General features: G+C 69.7%; 15 protein-coding genes and 1 pseudogene. 11 read left to right on the top strand and 5 right to left on the bottom strand.

The window, feature by feature from the left end:
- A partial coding sequence (locus tag ACWCWD_RS28920; protein ID WP_450777194.1) for an MFS transporter occupies nt 1-851 on the bottom strand: 851 nt, incomplete at its 3' end.
- A gap of 86 nt (nt 852-937) precedes the next feature.
- On the opposite strand from ACWCWD_RS28920, the gene ACWCWD_RS28915 reads away from it, so the two are divergent.
- From ACWCWD_RS28915 to ACWCWD_RS28905, 3 genes are all read left to right on the top strand, one after another.
- Nucleotides 938-1,522, top strand: a complete 585-nt coding sequence (locus tag ACWCWD_RS28915; RefSeq protein WP_450777192.1) for a sugar O-acetyltransferase — start codon at nt 938-940, stop codon at nt 1,520-1,522.
- Complete coding sequence (locus tag ACWCWD_RS28910; RefSeq protein ID WP_450777190.1) at nt 1,522-2,070, top strand: TetR/AcrR family transcriptional regulator; 549 nt, start codon at nt 1,522-1,524, stop codon at nt 2,068-2,070. Before ACWCWD_RS28915 ends, ACWCWD_RS28910 begins: the two co-directional genes overlap by 1 nt.
- Nucleotides 2,071-2,213: 143 nt before the next feature.
- Nucleotides 2,214-2,810, top strand: a complete 597-nt coding sequence (locus ACWCWD_RS28905; RefSeq protein ID WP_450777188.1) for an HD domain-containing protein — start codon at nt 2,214-2,216, stop codon at nt 2,808-2,810.
- 48 nt (nt 2,811-2,858) lie between these two features.
- Here the strand turns inward: ACWCWD_RS28905 and ACWCWD_RS28900 are convergent, their stop codons facing one another.
- Nucleotides 2,859-3,371 (bottom strand): transposase family protein, encoded by a 513-nt coding sequence (locus tag ACWCWD_RS28900; RefSeq protein WP_450777186.1) that lies wholly within the window; start codon nt 3,369-3,371, stop codon nt 2,859-2,861.
- Nucleotides 3,372-3,515: 144 nt separating this feature from the next.
- Nucleotides 3,516-4,250, bottom strand: a pseudogene (locus ACWCWD_RS28895) (SDR family NAD(P)-dependent oxidoreductase); the annotation flags it as partial.
- A gap of 677 nt (nt 4,251-4,927) precedes the next feature.
- On the opposite strand from ACWCWD_RS28895, the gene ACWCWD_RS28890 reads away from it, so the two are divergent.
- Nucleotides 4,928-5,791: an isocitrate lyase/PEP mutase family protein gene (locus tag ACWCWD_RS28890; RefSeq protein WP_450777184.1), complete on the top strand. Its 864-nt coding sequence runs from the start codon at nt 4,928-4,930 to the stop codon at nt 5,789-5,791.
- A 146-nt stretch (nt 5,792-5,937) separates the two neighbouring features.
- Nucleotides 5,938-6,459 carry a bile acid:sodium symporter gene (locus tag ACWCWD_RS28885; RefSeq protein ID WP_450777202.1) on the top strand — a complete coding sequence of 174 codons (522 nt, stop codon included), beginning with the start codon at nt 5,938-5,940 and terminating at the stop codon, nt 6,457-6,459.
- Between the two features lie 71 nt (nt 6,460-6,530).
- Here ACWCWD_RS28885 and ACWCWD_RS28880 read toward each other — a convergent pair whose 3' ends face one another.
- On the bottom strand, nt 6,531-7,724 hold the full coding sequence (locus ACWCWD_RS28880; RefSeq protein ID WP_450777183.1) for an epoxide hydrolase family protein: 1,194 nt from the start codon (nt 7,722-7,724) through the stop codon (nt 6,531-6,533).
- Between the two features lie 227 nt (nt 7,725-7,951).
- Nucleotides 7,952-8,809, bottom strand: coding sequence for an alpha/beta fold hydrolase (locus ACWCWD_RS28875; RefSeq protein WP_450777181.1), 858 nt, complete (start codon nt 8,807-8,809; stop codon nt 7,952-7,954).
- A gap of 100 nt (nt 8,810-8,909) precedes the next feature.
- Between ACWCWD_RS28875 and ACWCWD_RS28870 the strand changes: the two genes are divergently transcribed.
- The 6 genes from ACWCWD_RS28870 to ACWCWD_RS28845 all read left to right on the top strand — a co-directional run bounded on the left by ACWCWD_RS28870 (nt 8,910) and on the right by ACWCWD_RS28845 (nt 15,998).
- Complete coding sequence (locus ACWCWD_RS28870; RefSeq protein ID WP_450777179.1) at nt 8,910-9,320, top strand: winged helix-turn-helix transcriptional regulator; 411 nt, start codon at nt 8,910-8,912, stop codon at nt 9,318-9,320.
- 1,424 nt (nt 9,321-10,744) lie between these two features.
- Nucleotides 10,745-11,602, top strand: a complete 858-nt coding sequence (locus tag ACWCWD_RS28865) for a MetQ/NlpA family ABC transporter substrate-binding protein (protein WP_450777177.1) — start codon at nt 10,745-10,747, stop codon at nt 11,600-11,602.
- Nucleotides 11,603-11,655: 53 nt separating this feature from the next.
- Entirely contained in the window at nt 11,656-12,960 is a 1,305-nt protein-coding gene (locus ACWCWD_RS28860; RefSeq protein ID WP_450777175.1) for a hypothetical protein, read from the top strand.
- Nucleotides 12,944-14,308, top strand: a complete 1,365-nt coding sequence (locus ACWCWD_RS28855; RefSeq protein WP_450777173.1) for an NtaA/DmoA family FMN-dependent monooxygenase — start codon at nt 12,944-12,946, stop codon at nt 14,306-14,308. Before ACWCWD_RS28860 ends, ACWCWD_RS28855 begins: the two co-directional genes overlap by 17 nt.
- Nucleotides 14,305-15,330, top strand: a complete 1,026-nt coding sequence (locus ACWCWD_RS28850; protein WP_450777171.1) for a methionine ABC transporter ATP-binding protein — start codon at nt 14,305-14,307, stop codon at nt 15,328-15,330. The genes ACWCWD_RS28855 and ACWCWD_RS28850 overlap by 4 nt, the downstream gene beginning before the upstream one ends.
- Nucleotides 15,327-15,998: a methionine ABC transporter permease gene (locus ACWCWD_RS28845; RefSeq protein ID WP_450777169.1), complete on the top strand. Its 672-nt coding sequence runs from the start codon at nt 15,327-15,329 to the stop codon at nt 15,996-15,998. Before ACWCWD_RS28850 ends, ACWCWD_RS28845 begins: the two co-directional genes overlap by 4 nt.
- The last annotated feature ends 38 nt before the right edge of the window (nt 15,999-16,036 follow it).

The following is a 16,036-nucleotide window of genomic DNA, read 5'->3' as shown; positions in this document are numbered from 1 at the left end:
GACCACGCCGGGCCAGGGAGCGTGCCCGGCGTGGTCCAAACGAAAGGCCCCAGGGGAGGCGGGAATCTCGCGAGGACGGCGTTGGCCGTCAGGGCAGCGATCGACGCGCAGCCGAGAAGGACGGCTCCCCGGCCGGCTCCACCCAGAACACGTTCGCCCAGGGGCACGGAGCAGGCCGCCAGCATGCCCTGTGCCGTACAGGACAGGGCCGGGGTGAGTGTCGCGCGGGCCAGCGCGGGTCTGCCGGCAATGGCCTGGACTCCGGCGGCGAGGTCGGCCCGGAGCGGGGCCGCCCGTAAGCGGGGGCTCGGGCCGGAGGGGGCGGGCAGCTTCCACGCGGCGGGAATCGCTGCTCCGACGAGTACCGCGGAGACGACGAGCGCGGCAGGCGCGCCCAGCGCCTCGGCGACGCCCCCGGCGAGCACCGGGCCGGCCAGACTCGCGGCGCTGAACGTCATGGCGTCGAAGGCTCCGGCCCGTGGCAGGCGACCGGTTGGCACCACGCCGGGCAGCTGAGCCGTCCAGCCGCCCGAGAGGGCGGGCGCCGCCGACCCCGCCGACACCGCGATCACCAGGGTGACCGCAAACGGCCACCGGGCCAGTCCCAGCAGGATCGCCCCGAGGCCCGCGGCGTACAGGATCAGGGCTCCGGCCAGCATGCGCCCGGGATGGCCCGCCCGGTCGAGCAGAGCTCCCAGCACCGGCCCGCCCACCACGGCGGCAACGGTGATCCCCGCGAGCAGCGAGGACGCCCCGGCGGCGGACCCGGTCAGGGCGTAGCCGGCCAGCAGCAGCGCGGGTCCGGACATCTCGTCGCCGGTCCGGGCGGCCAGTGCCCCGGCGAGATACACCGGAAGGGAGTAACGCCTTCTCCCAGCACCCCGGCACCCGACGGAGCCGATGCACATCCGCACATCCAAGGCGTACGATCGTACGCATGACGACGACGGACTACTTCGCCGACGACCCGCGCACCCAGCTGGAGCGCATGCTCGCCGGGGACCTCTACATCGCCGACGACCCCGAGATCTGGCAGCGCCAGAGGAACGCGATGCGGCTGACGGCCGCCTACCAGGAGGCCTACCTCGCTGACGACGGCCGGCCCGGTGCCGTCCTGGCCGAGTTGCTCGGCGCGGTGGGCGAGGGCGTGGACCTGCGGCCCCCGCTCTTCGTCGACTACGGCAGCAACATCTCCATCGGGGCACGGACCTTCGTCAACTACCATCTGACCGCCCTGGACGTCGCGCGGATCACCATCGGCGAGGACTGCCAGATCGGACCGAACGTCCAGCTCCTCACCCCCACCCACCCCGTGGAACCGCAGCCCCGCCGGGACAAGCTGGAGGCGGCGCTCCCCATCACCATCGGCGACAACGTCTGGCTCGGCGGCGGCGTCATCGTCTGCCCGGGTGTCTCGATCGGCGACAACTCCGTCATCGGCGCGGGCTCCGTGGTCACCAAGGACATCCCCGCCGGCGTCGTCGCGGTCGGCAACCCGGCCCGCCCGGTGCGCAGCGTCTGATGGCGACCGGGCAGGCGGATCCGCAGCGGCGCGAGCGCATCCTCGCCGCGACCCTCGATCTGATCGCGGACGACGGTGTGCCCGGCGTCTCCCACCGCAAGATCGCAGTGCGTGCGGAGGTCCCGCTCGGGTCGATGACGTATCACTTCGACGGCATGGACGAGCTGTTGCGCGAGGCGTTCACTCTCTTCGCGAGTCATATCGTGGCCGTATTCGAGCGCCATCTCACCGGTGTGGAGACCGTCGAACAGGCCCGGGAGGCGGTCACCGACCTCATCCACACGCTGTCCGAGGGGCCCCGCCGCGACCTGATCCTTGGCCAGGAGCTCTACACCCTCGCCGCCCGCCGGCCCGAGTACCGCGAGCTGACCCAGGCGTGGATGCTCCGCAGCCGCGCCCTCCTGGAGCGGTGCTTCGACCCGGAGACCGCGCGCCAGGTCGACGCGCTGATCGAGGGCATGACCCTGCACCGCGCCCTGGACCACGAGCCCCACCCGCGCGCGCTCACGCGTGAGGCGGTCGGCCGGCTCACCGCGGACCACCGGTAGCGCTCCCCCGTCCGGCCCGGACCCGAGCCGACGGCCGAGCCCCCTCGACCGCCCGTGAGGCGCGACCTGACGCGCGCCTCACGGGCACTGTCACGTCCGCCGTTCCCCGTACACCCGGGGGCGGTCGGCCGTAGCCTGCCCCGATGACTCCACCAGACGCTCTGTCCCGGGCGCTGCTCGACCCCTCCGACCCACCGCTGCGGCCGTTGCCCCGGTCCGTCACGGACCTTCTCCTTTCGCTGAACGCTCCTCCGCGTCTGGCCGCCCATCTGCGCGCCGTCCATGACGTGGCGCACCAACTGGTCGACTGGACCGAGTGCCGGGCGCCCGGTCTCACCGTGGATCGCGCGGCTGTTCTCTTCGGAGCGGCGACCCACGACATCGGCAAGACGGAACACCCCGCCGAACTCTCCGGGCCCGGCTTCCGTCACGAAGAGGCCGGCAGGGAACTGCTGTTGGCACACGGGTTCGACGCCGATCTGGCTCGCTTCGCCGGTACCCACGGAACATGGACGGCCCCGGGGGTGACGCTCGAAGACCTCTTGGTGAGCACTGCCGACAAGATCTGGAAGAACAAGCGCGTCCCAGAGCTGGAAGACCTCGTCGTCCGGCGTCTCGTCCGAGCGACGGGCAGACCGCAGTGGGAGGAGTACCTCGCGCTCGACGAGGTGCTGGAACGCGTCGGCGAGGTGGCCGACCGGCGGCTCGCCTTCCAGGCGTCCTACCCGGTGTTCGCCTGACGCCCCGCGACCCGTCCGACACCTCGCACCCCCAGGGGCGATGCGTTCTCAGGCTGTGAGTCGGAGCATGGCGGCAGCGTGCTGCGGTCGTGACCTGTAGTGATCGGCTGCAGCGGCAATGCCGTTGGGTGCGCTGGAGGTCGGTCCGAGTTGGTCGCACAGGTCGGAGTCGGTATCGGCGGCGAAGGCGGCCAGGGACGTGGCTCCGGCGAGGACGCCGACCAGGCACAGCGCGAGGAGGGAGCCCAGATGGTAGCGGCGGCCCCGGACACGGCGGGGATCGGGTATCCGGCCCAACACGTCCGCCAGGCAGGCGAGCTGTGACGGTCCCGTTTCTGGACAGGTGGAATCAGTGTCCGCACAGTGACGCTGCAGGACACGGATCAGGGAGGACGGCACGCGAACGCGACCCCTGTTCGTGATCAAAGGCTTCGGCAACCGCGTCTCTTGTTGCCGAACCGGGTGAAAACCCAACACGCCTGCGTTTACTTCTCTGTCCAGTTCGGCCTGTCGAACCGCGCCGATCAGCGTCTCGGTCGCGCCGAAGGCGGGGTCCCGCATCGGACTCCGGGAGCGGAACCGGCCAGGTTCTGGCTGGGCGCATTGGGCGTGGCCGTCTTCGCAGGCCATGTGCTGCCGGCCTTGTGGGTTGACGCGGTGACCAACCGAGAAGGCGGCGGTACCGCTTGCTGTGGCGTCGAGAGGTCAGGCGCGGAGCAGGTCGGTCGAGACCGTCCAGAGGCGCTTGGCGGTGGCGGGATCGAGCGCCCATTCCTTGACCCCCTGCGGGTGCTGCGCGAGGGCGGCGTCGTTCGGCACGGTGTAGGCCTCTTGTGAATCGTCGAGGTAGTGACCTCCGGAGTGAGCGAACTCCGGGGCGACGGCCGCGACGATGCTGGTGGCAGCCCCCTGCTCGACCGTTTTGTACGTGAACACGCCGGCGGCTTCGGCCGCGTCGAGCGACTCCTTCTGCTGCGTCGTGAAGTTCCGCTGCAGTCCGGTCGCGACACCGCCTGGATTCACCGCATTGGCCACGATGCCATCGGACGCCCGGAGGCGGGTCGCCTCGACGGCGAAGAGAGAGTTCGCCGTCTTCGACTGGGCGTAGGCAATCTGCGGGTCGTAGGTGCGACGCTCAAAGTGGAGGTCGTCGAAGTCGATGCCAGAACGCATGTGCGCCGTCGCACTGACCGAGACGATCCGTGCTCCGTCGCGGTCGGCCGCTCCCACGGCCAGGGCGTCATCAAGGCCGGCGGCGAGCGCGAAGTGGCCAAGATGGCTCGTCGCGAATTGCAGCTCCCAGCCCTCACGTGTTCGTTCGAGGCCACCGGTGACCACGCCCGCGTTGTTGATCAGCAGATGAAGCGGGCCGCCCCACGTGTCGACGAATCGCGTGACAGTGGTCCTGTAGGCGAGGTCGAGCCGGACGACCCGGGGCCGTCCCTCCGGTCGACTTCAAACATCAGGCCGCATCGCGGGAGTTCTACCTCGAACGACTTTCGGTCGCCATCGATCTCCTGGTGCGCTGAAGATAATCGCTGAAGCCGCAGGAGAGAGCCCGGACGAACAGCCAGGTCCTCCCGCCCGGCCAGAACTGGCGCCGACCCCGCCACCCGACGATCCTCCGGCACCCAGACCGTACGCCGACCCGGCACGCTTCCACTCCTGTTCGACCGGCTGCGCACGTCGACCCGACAGGAGGGACGACGCAGGCGATCAACTCATCTCGCCGACCGAGAACGCATCAGCCCTGCTCACACCCCCTCCCCGGATTTCCGGATCAACGGATGACCGGAAGTGGAGCACGTCAACAGCTGAATCAGCGATCACGTGCTCGTACCATTGGTATTCAATTGCTTTATCGAGATTACAGACAGCGCTTTCTCGCCAGAGCCGAAACTTCCCCTTGCAGGCAAACAGCAGGCAAAGCTATGATTTTCCCGGAAGGGCGGACGAATTCTTTTGGATCACCCCTTCCGTGTCCGCCGGAAGGGGTGATCGACATTTGACCCATCATCCGACTATGCGAAATTAACACATCACCGGGGGCTCCCCCGCAGACGGTCGCGCACCTCTGGCCCGAAATCCCAGGGCCGTCAACACACGGAGAAATAGCAATGACGTACGGAAATGTCCTGCGCCAAGAGATTAAGGAGTCCGGCACAACGCCGCTCATCGGAATCTTCGACATGTATTCCGCATCGGTGGCGGCCCAGCACTACAACGGCTTCTTCGTCTCCGGATTCGGATTCGCGGCGTCCTACTACGGCCTCCCGGACATCGGGTTCATCGCCTGGCCCGACATGGTGGCATTCGTCGAGCGACTGCGCGGCGCCTTTCCGCGCCAGCACCTCCTCGTGGACATCGACGACGGTTACGTAGACCCCGAGGTCGCCTGCCACGTGGTGCAGCGCCTGGAACGCATCGGCGCTTCCGGGGTGATCCTGGAGGACCAGAAGCGGCCCCGCAGGTGCGGCCACGCGGACGGGAAGCAGGTACTCCCCCTCGACGAGTACCTGGAGAAGCTGGAGCTGGTGCTGGCGACCCGTAAGGATTTGGTCGTGGTCGCGCGGACGGACGCCACGGAGGAGGCCGACATCCTGCGGCGGGCGGAGGCGCTCGCCGGGACCGATGCCGACGTGGTCCTCGTGGACGGGGTTCGCAGCGTCGAGTGGATCAAGCGGATCCGCCGGGTCGTCGGCGGCAAACCGCTGTTGTTCAACCAGATCGCGGGCGGCAAGTCCCCTCGTCTTTCGCTCACGGAGCTGACGGAACTCGGCGTGGACGTGGCGATCTACAGCACCCCCTGCCTGTTCGCCGCGCACCGGGCGATGGACACGGCGCTGGCGGAGCTGCAGTTCGCGGACAGGCGGCTGCCGGAGGCCGGCGACACCGGTGAGGTCGGTGTCCGCGAGTCGACCGAGCTGCTGGCGCGGAACATCAGCCGCCACCACGACACGCGAAAGGCCGTCTCCGCATGACCGTACGCACACTTCCGGCCGGGGCGGCTTCCTCCCGCCCCGGCCGGGGGCCGCACCGGCGTCCGTACGACGGCCGGGGCTCCGCCGCCGCGGTGCGCCGGCGGGCCTGCGCCGCATCCGCCTCCACACGCTGATCCTGGTGACGAATCCTCCGCATCGGCGGCCAGTTGCTCGCCCCGTTCGTCGCCGGGCAACTGCTCCGCCGTCGGATCGGAGGACTCGTCACCAGGAACGAGCATGCCCTCGGTCCCGTGGACCGCGCCTCCATCCTGCTGGTGGTCTACGTGGCGTTCAGCGCGGGGATGAACCAGGGCGTCTGGAGCCGTGCCACCCCGCTCCGGCTGCTGGGGCTGCCGGCGGTTCTCGCGGTGCTGCTCGCGCCGGCCCTGGCCTCTACCCGGACCGCGGCGCGGTTCACCGGGCTCGACCGTCCGTCGCGGATCGCGATGGTGATGTGCGGCTCGCAGAAGAGCCTGGCGAACGGACTACCCATGGCTGCCGTGCTCTTCGGCGGCAGGGCCGCACCGGCCGTACTTCCCCTGACGCTCTGTCACCAGATGCAGTTGATGGCCCGTGCGGGGCTCGCCGGCCGCTGGTCACGGTCGGCACCGCTGGAACGGACCACGGCGGTCGGCCCGTCCGCGTCCCCGGTGGCCGTCGACGGGTGAGCCGTGTCCGGCCGCGCGCGTCGGGCCGGAGCCGCGTGCCCCACCCGCGAGGTGAGGCACGCGGCTCGCGGTCAGTCCGCCGCGAGGGACCGGTACGGGCGGAAGAAGGCGCGCAACTCCTCCGCGTACAGGTCGGGTTCCTCGAACGCGGCGAAGTGCCCGCCGCGCGCCGGCTCGGTCACGCGCACGACGTTCGCCGTACGTTCGAGCCAGGCGCGCGGCGGCCGGACGACGTCACCGGCGAAGAGCGAGAAACCGGACGGTACTTCAACCCGTCGGGCGTGCTGCGCGGGCGGAATCGCCGCGTTCGCGCCGTACATCCGCATGGACGAGCCGATCGTCCCGGTGAGCCAGTAGAGCGTGACGTTGGTCAGGATCTCGTCCTTGGTGAAGCTCCGCTCGACGTCTCCGCCGCAGTCGCTCCAGCCCCTCAGCTTTTCGACGATCCACGCGGCGAGTCCGGCCGGTGAGTCGTTGAGCCCCACGGCGGCGGTACGGGGTTTCGTGCTCTGCATCAGGGCGTAGGCCCCCTCGGACGCGCCCCACGCGGCGGCGTCCCGGAGCCAGGCGCGCTCCTCCGGCGCGAGTTCCGCCGGGTCGCCCGCATGGCGGGGCAGGCCCGCGTCGGTCCGGTGGACGGCCACGACCCGGTCGGGGTGGTCGAGCGCGAGGTAGCGGCTCACGTGGCTGCCCATGTCCCCGCCCGCCGCGCCGAACCGCCGGTAGCCGAGTACGTCCATCAGCTCGGCCCACAGGCCGGCCACCGCGATCGCGTCGAGAGGCTGTCCGACCGGGCGGTCCGAGTACCCGTACCCCGGCATGTCGGGTACGACCACGTCAAACGCGTCGGCCGGATCGGCTCCGTGGGCACCGGGGTCGGTGAGGAGATCGATGACCTTCGTGTACCGCCAGAAGGAGTCCGGCCAGCCATGGCTGAGGACCAGCGGCAGCACCGGTCCGGCCGGGGCGACGGCCCGCGCATGCACGAAGTGGATGCCCAGCCCGCCGAGGGGGATACGGAAGTGCGGAAGGCGGGCGAGCGCGGCCTCCTGGGCCGGCCAGTCGAACCGGTCCGCCCAATGGGCGACGAGCTCCCGGAGGTATCCGAGGTCCGTCCCGGTCGCCCACCCCGCGTCCTCGGGCATCTCAGGCCAGCGGGTCGCGCGCAGCCGCGCACGGAGGTCTTCGAGTTCCTCGGGCGCGGTCTGCGGGGTGAACGGTTCCGGTCGGGGCGGCCCCTCGGGCGCGGGTGGCGTGGGCGACATGGCGGCATCCTAGGCAGCACCGCACGAGGTCCACAGATGCCTCGCGGAGGGCGGGCGCAGCTCTTCGCGGATTACGGAGGACGAGACGAGCGGGCGAGGAGACGAGCGGGCGAGGAGACGAGCGGGCGAGGAGACGAGAGGGCGAGGAGACGAGAGGGCGACGGGGCGAGCGGGCGACGGGGCGAGGCCAGGACCGCTGCCCGGCCCGAACCGCGGCACACCACCCGTCACTTCGGCAGATCGGCGGAGAGGAAGGGTGCGAGGAGTGCGAGCAGCGCGTCGGGCCGGTCGAGGGGGATGATGTGGCCGCGGTCCTGGAGATGGTGTCCGACCAGGTCGTCGGCGATGGGCCGGAGTTGGCGTTCGAGCCCGGTGCCGACGGGGTGTGATCCGATGGCCATGGTGGGCATGGTCAGCCTGGTTGTCGCGACGGCGTCCTGGATCTGCTGTGCGCTGGTGGGCAGCGCCCGGTAGTAGGCGAACGCGCAGCGCAGGGCTTCACTCCCGGTGTATGCGTGCACGAAGGCCGCCCGGATGTCGTCGGGTACTCCTCGGCCGAGCGTTCCCGTGTCGAGGAACCAGTCGATGTACGGGGCCTCGTTGCCGGCCAGGACGGTCTCGGCAAGGCCGGGGACGGCGTGGAAGCCGAACCACCACGGGGGGCCACCCGCGAGGCCGTGTTCTGCTCCGGGCAGGCGGCCGAGCAGTGCTTCCATCACGACCAGGCGGCGGACGAGGCCGGGTCGGCGCAGTGCGAGCAGCACGGCGGGGGCGGTGCCCGCGTCGATGCCGACCACCGCCGCGGAGGGCTCGCCGAGTGCGTCGAGCAGCCCTTCGGCGTCGGCGGCGAGAGTGCCCGCGTCGTAACCCTCGACGGCACGTGTACTGGCGCCGAAGCCGCGAAGGTCCGGGGCGATGACCCGGTGCTGCCCGGCCAGTCGGCCCATGATGCCGCTCCAGAGCTGCCACGTGTGCGGGAAGCCGTGCAGCAGGAGAACCGCAGGCCCGTCCCCGGCGACTGCGACATTGAGTTGGACGCCATTGGTCGTGATGCGGTGTAGCCGGAGTGGGGTGGTCGCAGGCAAGACGGCTCCTCCAGGTGGTTACCATGGGTGACCACAGAACGATAGGTAACTGTTCTGCCGCTTCCTAGACGGCACTTCCAGGGAAGGTGGTGAGCCACAGGTGACCACCCGAGGAGCCCGGGCCACCGGTCGCGGGGTACGCGGCGATCTGTTCGATCCCCAGTGTCCGACGCGGCAGTTGCTCGACCGCATCGGTACGAAGTGGACGTCCATGGCCGTCAAGACGCTCGCCGATGCCGCACCGGACGAGGTGCGTTTCGCGGAGCTGAGACGCCGGATGCCCGGGGTCTCGCAGAAGATGCTGTCCGTGACGCTGCGCAGCCTGACCCGCGACGGGCTGGTGTCGCGCCGGGTCGAACCGACCGTGCCACCGCGGGTCTTCTACCGGCTCACCGGACTCGGGCTGTCCCTGGAAGCCGCGCTGGCAGGAATTCGGACCTGGGCGGAGGAGCACATGGCCGAGATCGACCGCGCCAACGAGGCCGCCGACCAGGAGGGCGAGGAGGGGTAGGCAAGCCGGTACCGCGCCCAGTACGGGGGCTGGGTACGCGCCCAGTACGGGGGGCTGGGTACACGACGCAGTCGGCGTCGCTGCCCTGTTGCCACGTCGCCACCCGGTCATCCGGTCATCCGGTCATCCAGAGCACTGTGGACCCGTCCCGCCCCCACGCGATGTCGGATCTTTCCGCTGATCCGCCACCGATCGACGGATCACGAATACAGCGAGCGAGAGCGCGTCCGAACGTGACGCCCGTCCTGTCGCACCTGAAGTGGGGCAGTGACCACCAGCAGGTTCCTCCGCACCCTCCAGCTCCCGGACCCGGAAGTCCAGTAACCAGCCCTCTGCCGGGCCAACTTGATCCACTCACACCTGGACATCCGCAAACCCGCTCATGAAGTGAGCTCTGCTCCGGGGGACATGCGAGCCCCGCGTCTGATCCGTCAACCGATCCGTATCAGAATCTCCCTGACGTCACCAACAAGCCCGAGAACATCAACACCCATGCACTGGAAGGGGATTGTATCTTTCTGTCCGTCACCCTATGATCGCCGAGCGGCAGCGGATCAGACAGATGCGTTCGCCATGGCACAGGACCGGCTTCGAGGAGGTGGACCATGACGGTGAACCAGACAGGCACAGCGGCAGGGTCCGTCTCCTTCGCGAACCGGGGGCCGGTGCGCAGCATCACGCTGCCGCAGACCGACCTCGCACGGACGACCACGACGCGACTCCTCTGTTGTCGCCCGGTCGACGTCACCCCGGCCGGCCGCCCGCCGTCGGCGCGCTGAGCGCACCACCTCTCTAGGCCTCCGAACCTCTGAAGCGGCGCACGCGTGCGCCCGAGAGTCATGGGATCACTATGTCTGTGTCTGTCGCCCGCACGGGTGGACGACCCAAAGCCGGATCATACAAGCAGAGTTACTCTTTGCTCCTCGACACATATCGTCCGCCGTGTAGCGGAACATTCTGTCAGTCGACGCGCTGACCCCCTGCGCGAACGGAACGTTCGTGCACGGAACGTTCGTGTAACACGGAACGTTCGCGCCAGGCGGAACCTCGCGGGTGCGGCTCGCCTGAGCGGCACCCGCCCCTCCCCGGGCGGGCTCCTCCCGTAGCACGCGACCGCCATCCACCCGGCTCCGCGCTCGCCGCTCCGGCGCCACGGTGCCGGAGCGGCGAGCCGGCGAGCCCGGCCGGCGCCTCGGCGCACCGGCTGCTTCACGAAAACACCCGCCTCGCCGCAGAAGACCCTCGTCTGCCCTGAGCGGCACGGTCACGCCCTGCGGACCCTCCGTGCTGCCCCACCACGCTGCCCCACCGCACTGCACCACCACGCTGCCTCACCGCACTGCACCACCACGCTGCCCCGGCAAGCACGCCACGAAGGACTCGGGCACCGGGACGACGAAGTACACCGATCAAGGAGAAATGACATGACCTCTGGGCGTATGAGACCGGCTGCCTCGATCGCGGCTCTCGCGACCGCGGCGCTGGTGCTGTCGGCATGCGGCTCGTCGGACGCGGGAGCCGACGAAGAACAGGGGACGGGACTTCCCACCGTGAAGGTCGCGGGCGGACTGAGCGACCCGACCGAGGAGGGCGTGATCAAGTACGTGGCCGATCACGTCGCGGCCGACTACGGAATCAAGATCAAGATCACGCCGGTGGACGACGGGAACTCCCTCATCAAGGAACTCAACGACTCGGACAGCGTCGACGCGGCCGTCCTCGGTTACAAGCCGTGGATCGACGGGTTGAACAAGAGCGAGGGCTACCACGTCTCGGCGGTGGCGCCGCTCTTCAGCCAGTACTGGGTCTTCTACTCGAAGAAGTACAAGTCCTTGAACGATCTGCCCAGTGGCGCCAGCATCGCGTACCGCGGCGACGCGCCCTTCTACACCGGGCAGATCCTGAACTCGCTCAAGGAGCTCGGGGTCATCGGCCTCCGCCCGGACGCCGACCCTCTGACCATCTCGACGAAGGACATCACGTCGAATCCGAAGCACCTGAAGTTCGTCAGCGTGCAGTCCGCGGCCCGGGCGCTGGACGACGTGGACCTGGCGGCGAGTCAGTCGACGGAGTTCTCGCTGGCCGGGATCTCGCGTGAGTACAAGATCGCCCAGGTCGAGAACCAGGATCTGTTCGCGAAGCAGCTGGCCGTGCGTTCCGACCGGGTCGACGACCCGGACATCAAGAAGGCGATCGAGGCGTTCAAGGACCCGAGGGTCGGCAAGTGGGCGACAAAGAACTTCGGGGACCTGATCTCCGCCGTCGGCGCTTCCGGCACCTGATGGTCATCCGTCGGAGAGGGCAGGGCGGCACGTGGACATCGAAGGCCGGGGCAATGACTGAGACAAGAGATCGGGCTCTTCGTGAGGAACCTCCCCTCACCGGGCGCCAATCGGCGGAGGAGGCCGAGGAAGCCGAGGAGGCCGAGGCGAGGTCTCGGCACGAGGTGGTGGCGGAGGTCTCGGAGGTGGTCCGGGAACTTTCCGGGACAGCCTCGGACGGGCGCCGGGACGCCCTGGTCGCCCGGCTGACCGCCGCCGGGGCGTTCGGGCTGACGGCGGACGGCCGGGCGGGTTCCCAGGTGCGGGCGGAGTCGGTCGTGCGGGTCGTGCTGCTCGTCGCGCGGCTGTCACCCTCGATCGCCCAGGTGGTGCAGACGCACTATTCGGCCCTGTCCGCGCTCGCCCGCTACGTGCGCCTCGACGGCCCCCGGCCGGCGAGCCTGCCCGGCGGCCGCTACGTACAGCTCCAGTCCGAACCCGCCGGCACGACGGGCTCGACCGTGGGCACCACGCTCCGGCGGACTCCCGGGGGTCTTCGCCTCCACGGCGTCAAGGAGTACGCCACCGGCATCGAGTGGGCCGAACGGCTGAACGTCGGAGCGCTGTACGACGGACGAAAGATCCAGGTCGTACTGGCCCGTTCGGCCGCGGGTGTCTCGGTCGAGCGGACGTGGTCGGCATTCGGGCAGCAGGACACGGAGAGCAATCGCGTCGAACTGAACGACGTTCCCGTCGACCCGCACTCCGTCTTCGTCCCGGACGGCCTCGTGCAGTCACCGATCACCAAACTGGCGCACGCCGCCATCGACATCGGTATCGGCGAAGCGGCGATGGACGCCTTCAGGTCCTTCCTGCTGCACGACGGGCGCCTGCGGCAGGGCGCCGCGAGCGCCGGGGCCGAGACCGTCCTCGACGATCCCTACATCCGCCGGCAGTTCGGGTCCGGGGCGGTCGAACTGTCGGCCCTGCGTGCCAGGCTCCTCGAACTCGCCACGATCATCGACGGGATGCCGGGTTCCGCCATCGACGATGCGCCTCCCCGCGGCACGATCACCGACGGGACACGTCCCCCGAGCACGTTCACCGGCGGCGCCCGTCCGTCGAGCGCGACCGGTCCCGGCATCGACCTGGAGACCCAGATCCGCGCGTTCGCCGCGTACGCGGGTGAGACCGCGGTGAGGCTGGCCTCCGAGCTCTTCAGCAACGCCGGCGCCCGCGCCGCGAGGCTGGATCGCGAACTGGACGCGTACTGGCGGGACGCGCGCGTGCACACCCTGCTGAATCCGAGGGACTGGAGCCTCTCCGAACTGGGGCGGGCCATTCTGAGCGAGAGGCATCACGATGACCGGCAGATCTGAGCCGCTCCGACTCGGCCTGTTCCTGCGCCCGTTCGGGCACCACGCCGGCGCCGCGGCCGTCAGCGACGTGTCGACGTACCCGAGTCAGGTGGCGATGTACGCGCAGTACGCGCGGCAGGCCGAATCCGCCCACTTCGAGTTCGTGTTCCTCGCGGACAGTCTGTTCCATTCGCCCGGCGCCAAGGGCGACTTCGCCTCGCAGGTCGAGCCGTTCACCGCGCTGAGTGCCATAGCGGCTCTGACGTCCCGGATCGGGCTGGTCGGTACGGTCTCGACGACGTACAACGCGCCGTTCCACATCGCGAGGCGGCTCGCGGCGCTGGACCATCTGTCCGGCGGGCGCGCGGGGTGGAACGTGGTCACCTCGCGGCACGACGCGGAGGCCCGCAACTTCGGTCTGCGGGAGCATCCCGGCCACGGCGAGCGGTACGCCATGGCGTCCGAAGCGGTCGATGTCGTACGGCAGTTGTGGAACAGCTGGGAGGAGGACGCGTTCTCGCCCGACCGGCCGTACGGACAGCGGTTCGACCCCACCAAGGTGCGGCCGGTCGACTTCCACGGGAAGTACTTCACCGTCGCGGGCCCGCTCAATCTGCCGCGTCCGCCCCAGGGGACGCCGCTCGTCGTCCAGGCGGGCGGCTCGGACGACGGGGTGGCGCTGGGTTCCGGTCGGGCCGACGTCGTGTTCACCGCGCAGAGCGATCCCGAGGAGGGCATCGGCTACCGGCAGCGCATCCGTGAGGCCGCCCGGCTCGCAGGACGCGCGCGACCGCCGCTCGTCGTGCCGGGGCTCTACGTGCTCCTCGGCTCCTCCGACGACGAGGTACGCCGGCGCTCCGATCGGCTCGCCGAATTCATCGACTACGGAGCGGAGTTGGAGCTTCTCTCCCAACAGCACGGGGCGAGGCTCTCCGAGCAGGACCTGGACAGGCCCGTCGGCGAGGTGGAGGAGATCCTGGTTCCCACGGACAAGGGGAGTCTCTGGCTGCAGGCCGCCCGGGTGAGGAACGCGATCCGGCGGGGTTTCACCCTGCGTGACTACGTACGCGACAACGCCGAGCGGTCCTCGCATCTGCCGCTGTCCGGCACGCCCGGGCACGTGGCCGAGAGGATCATCGCGCTGCACCGGCGCGGATTCGCCGACGGCCTGAACATCAAGCCGGCCGTGATGGAGGTCGACCTGCCCGCTTTCGTCGACGAGGTGGTGCCGATCCTCAGGCGCGCCGGACTCCGCCCGGAGGGGTACGGAGCCACGACCTTGCGCGGAAATCTCGGTGTCGCCGCCGACTCGGCCGTGCGGCAGGGCAGTTCGACCGGAAGTGCCATCGACCGGAGGGATGAGCGATGATCGAGTTGAACGCGGCGGGGAAGACCTACCACCCGCGCGGCCGCCCCCCGGTCGTCGCCCTGGAACCGACGACCCTGAGTGTCCCCGACGGCGAAGTGACCGCGATCCTCGGGGAGAGCGGCGCCGGAAAGACCACGGTCGGCCGGCTCATCGACGGCTTGACACGGCCGACGACCGGATCGGTCTCCATCGACGGCGTGGACATCTCGCGGCTTCGGCACAGGGAACTGGTCGCCGCCACACGGAAGATCGGCGTCGTCTTCCAGGGGTCGGCGCTGCTGTCCCGGCGTACGGCGCTGGAGAACGTGGAACTTCCGCTCCAGGTCGCCGGGGTCGGGCGGACGCAACGACGGGCGCGTGCCGAGGAGCTTCTCGCGCGGGTCGGGCTGGGGGCGAAGGCCGGCGCCTACCCGTCGCAGCTCTCGGGCGGGCAGAAGCAGCGGGTCGCGATCGCGCGGGCCCTGTCGGCGAGTCCCGAGTATCTGCTCGCCGACGAGGCGACCTCGGGGCTCGACGCGGAGACGACCAAGTCGATCCTGGGGCTCCTTCGCGAGCTCCGCGACGACCTGCGGCTGACCATCGTCCTGATCACCCACGAGATGGAGGTGGTCCGCGAACTCGCGGACCGTGCAGTCCTGTTCGAGAACGGGGCGGTGGCCGAGCAAGCGGTCGTGACGGACGCCGCGCGTACACCCGGCTCCCGGCTCGGACGCCTCATCCTGCCGCCCGTCAACGTATCCCCCGCACCACCGGGGACGTCGGCGTGGGAGGTCGGCCATGCGCGCGAGGTCGCGCCCGACTGGCTGCCGGAACTCTCGGCACGCCTGAACACGCGCGTCCTTCTCCTCGGCGGGATATCGGAGGTCATCAACGGACATTCCGCCGCGAGGCTCTACATCGCGGTTCCCTCGGATCTGCCGCCGCAGGCGGTCACCGGGGCCGGGGAAGGGCTCGGCCTTGTCGTGCGACCGCACGGCGACAACGTAACGGCGGACTCCCGGAAAGTGACATTCGCACCATGATCCTGGCTCAGAACACCTCCCTGAACGACGCCTTGACGTTGTTCTGGCCGGCGCTGCTGCAGACCTTCCAGATGGCGGCGATCGTGCTGGGCCTCACGACGGTGATCGGCGTTCCCTTCGCCACGTACCTCTTCAACGTCTCCCCGTTCGGCCTCTTTCCCCGGTACCACGTCTACACGGTGCTGAGCTGGCTCGTCAGCCTGGGAAGGTCGGTCCCCTTCCTGGTGCTGATGGCGGCGATCGTCCCGTACACCCGCGCGCTGATGGGGACGGGAATCGGTGTGCGCGGTGCGATCCTCCCCCTGACGCTGGGCGCTCTGCCGGTCATGGTGCGCCTGGTCGAATCGGCGCTCAGAAGCGTTCCCCCCGAGATTTCCGAGGTCGCCCAGGTCTCCGGTGCCTCGCGTCTCAAGACGATACTGATCGTCCAGTGGCCCGAGGCGATTCCCGCTGTCGTGACCAGTTCCACGATCGCCGTCATCGGCGTCTTCGAACTCATCGCCGTCGCGGGCGTGATCGGTGCCGGCGGCATCGGCTATCTCGCGATCTCGTTCGGATACAACCGCTTCGACAACACGGTGATGTCCGTGACGGTCGTCGGTCTGGCGGTGATCGCGATCGCCATCCAGCTGCTCGGGGACGCCATGGCGCGGATCATGCGGAAGTGAGGCCGAGGGCTGTCCCGTGGTCCGTGGCGGACCGGTGC

The sequence above is a fragment of the Streptomyces sp. NPDC001493 genome (genome assembly GCF_053597235.1).
This window is presented reverse-complemented; position numbering and strand designations above follow the sequence as displayed.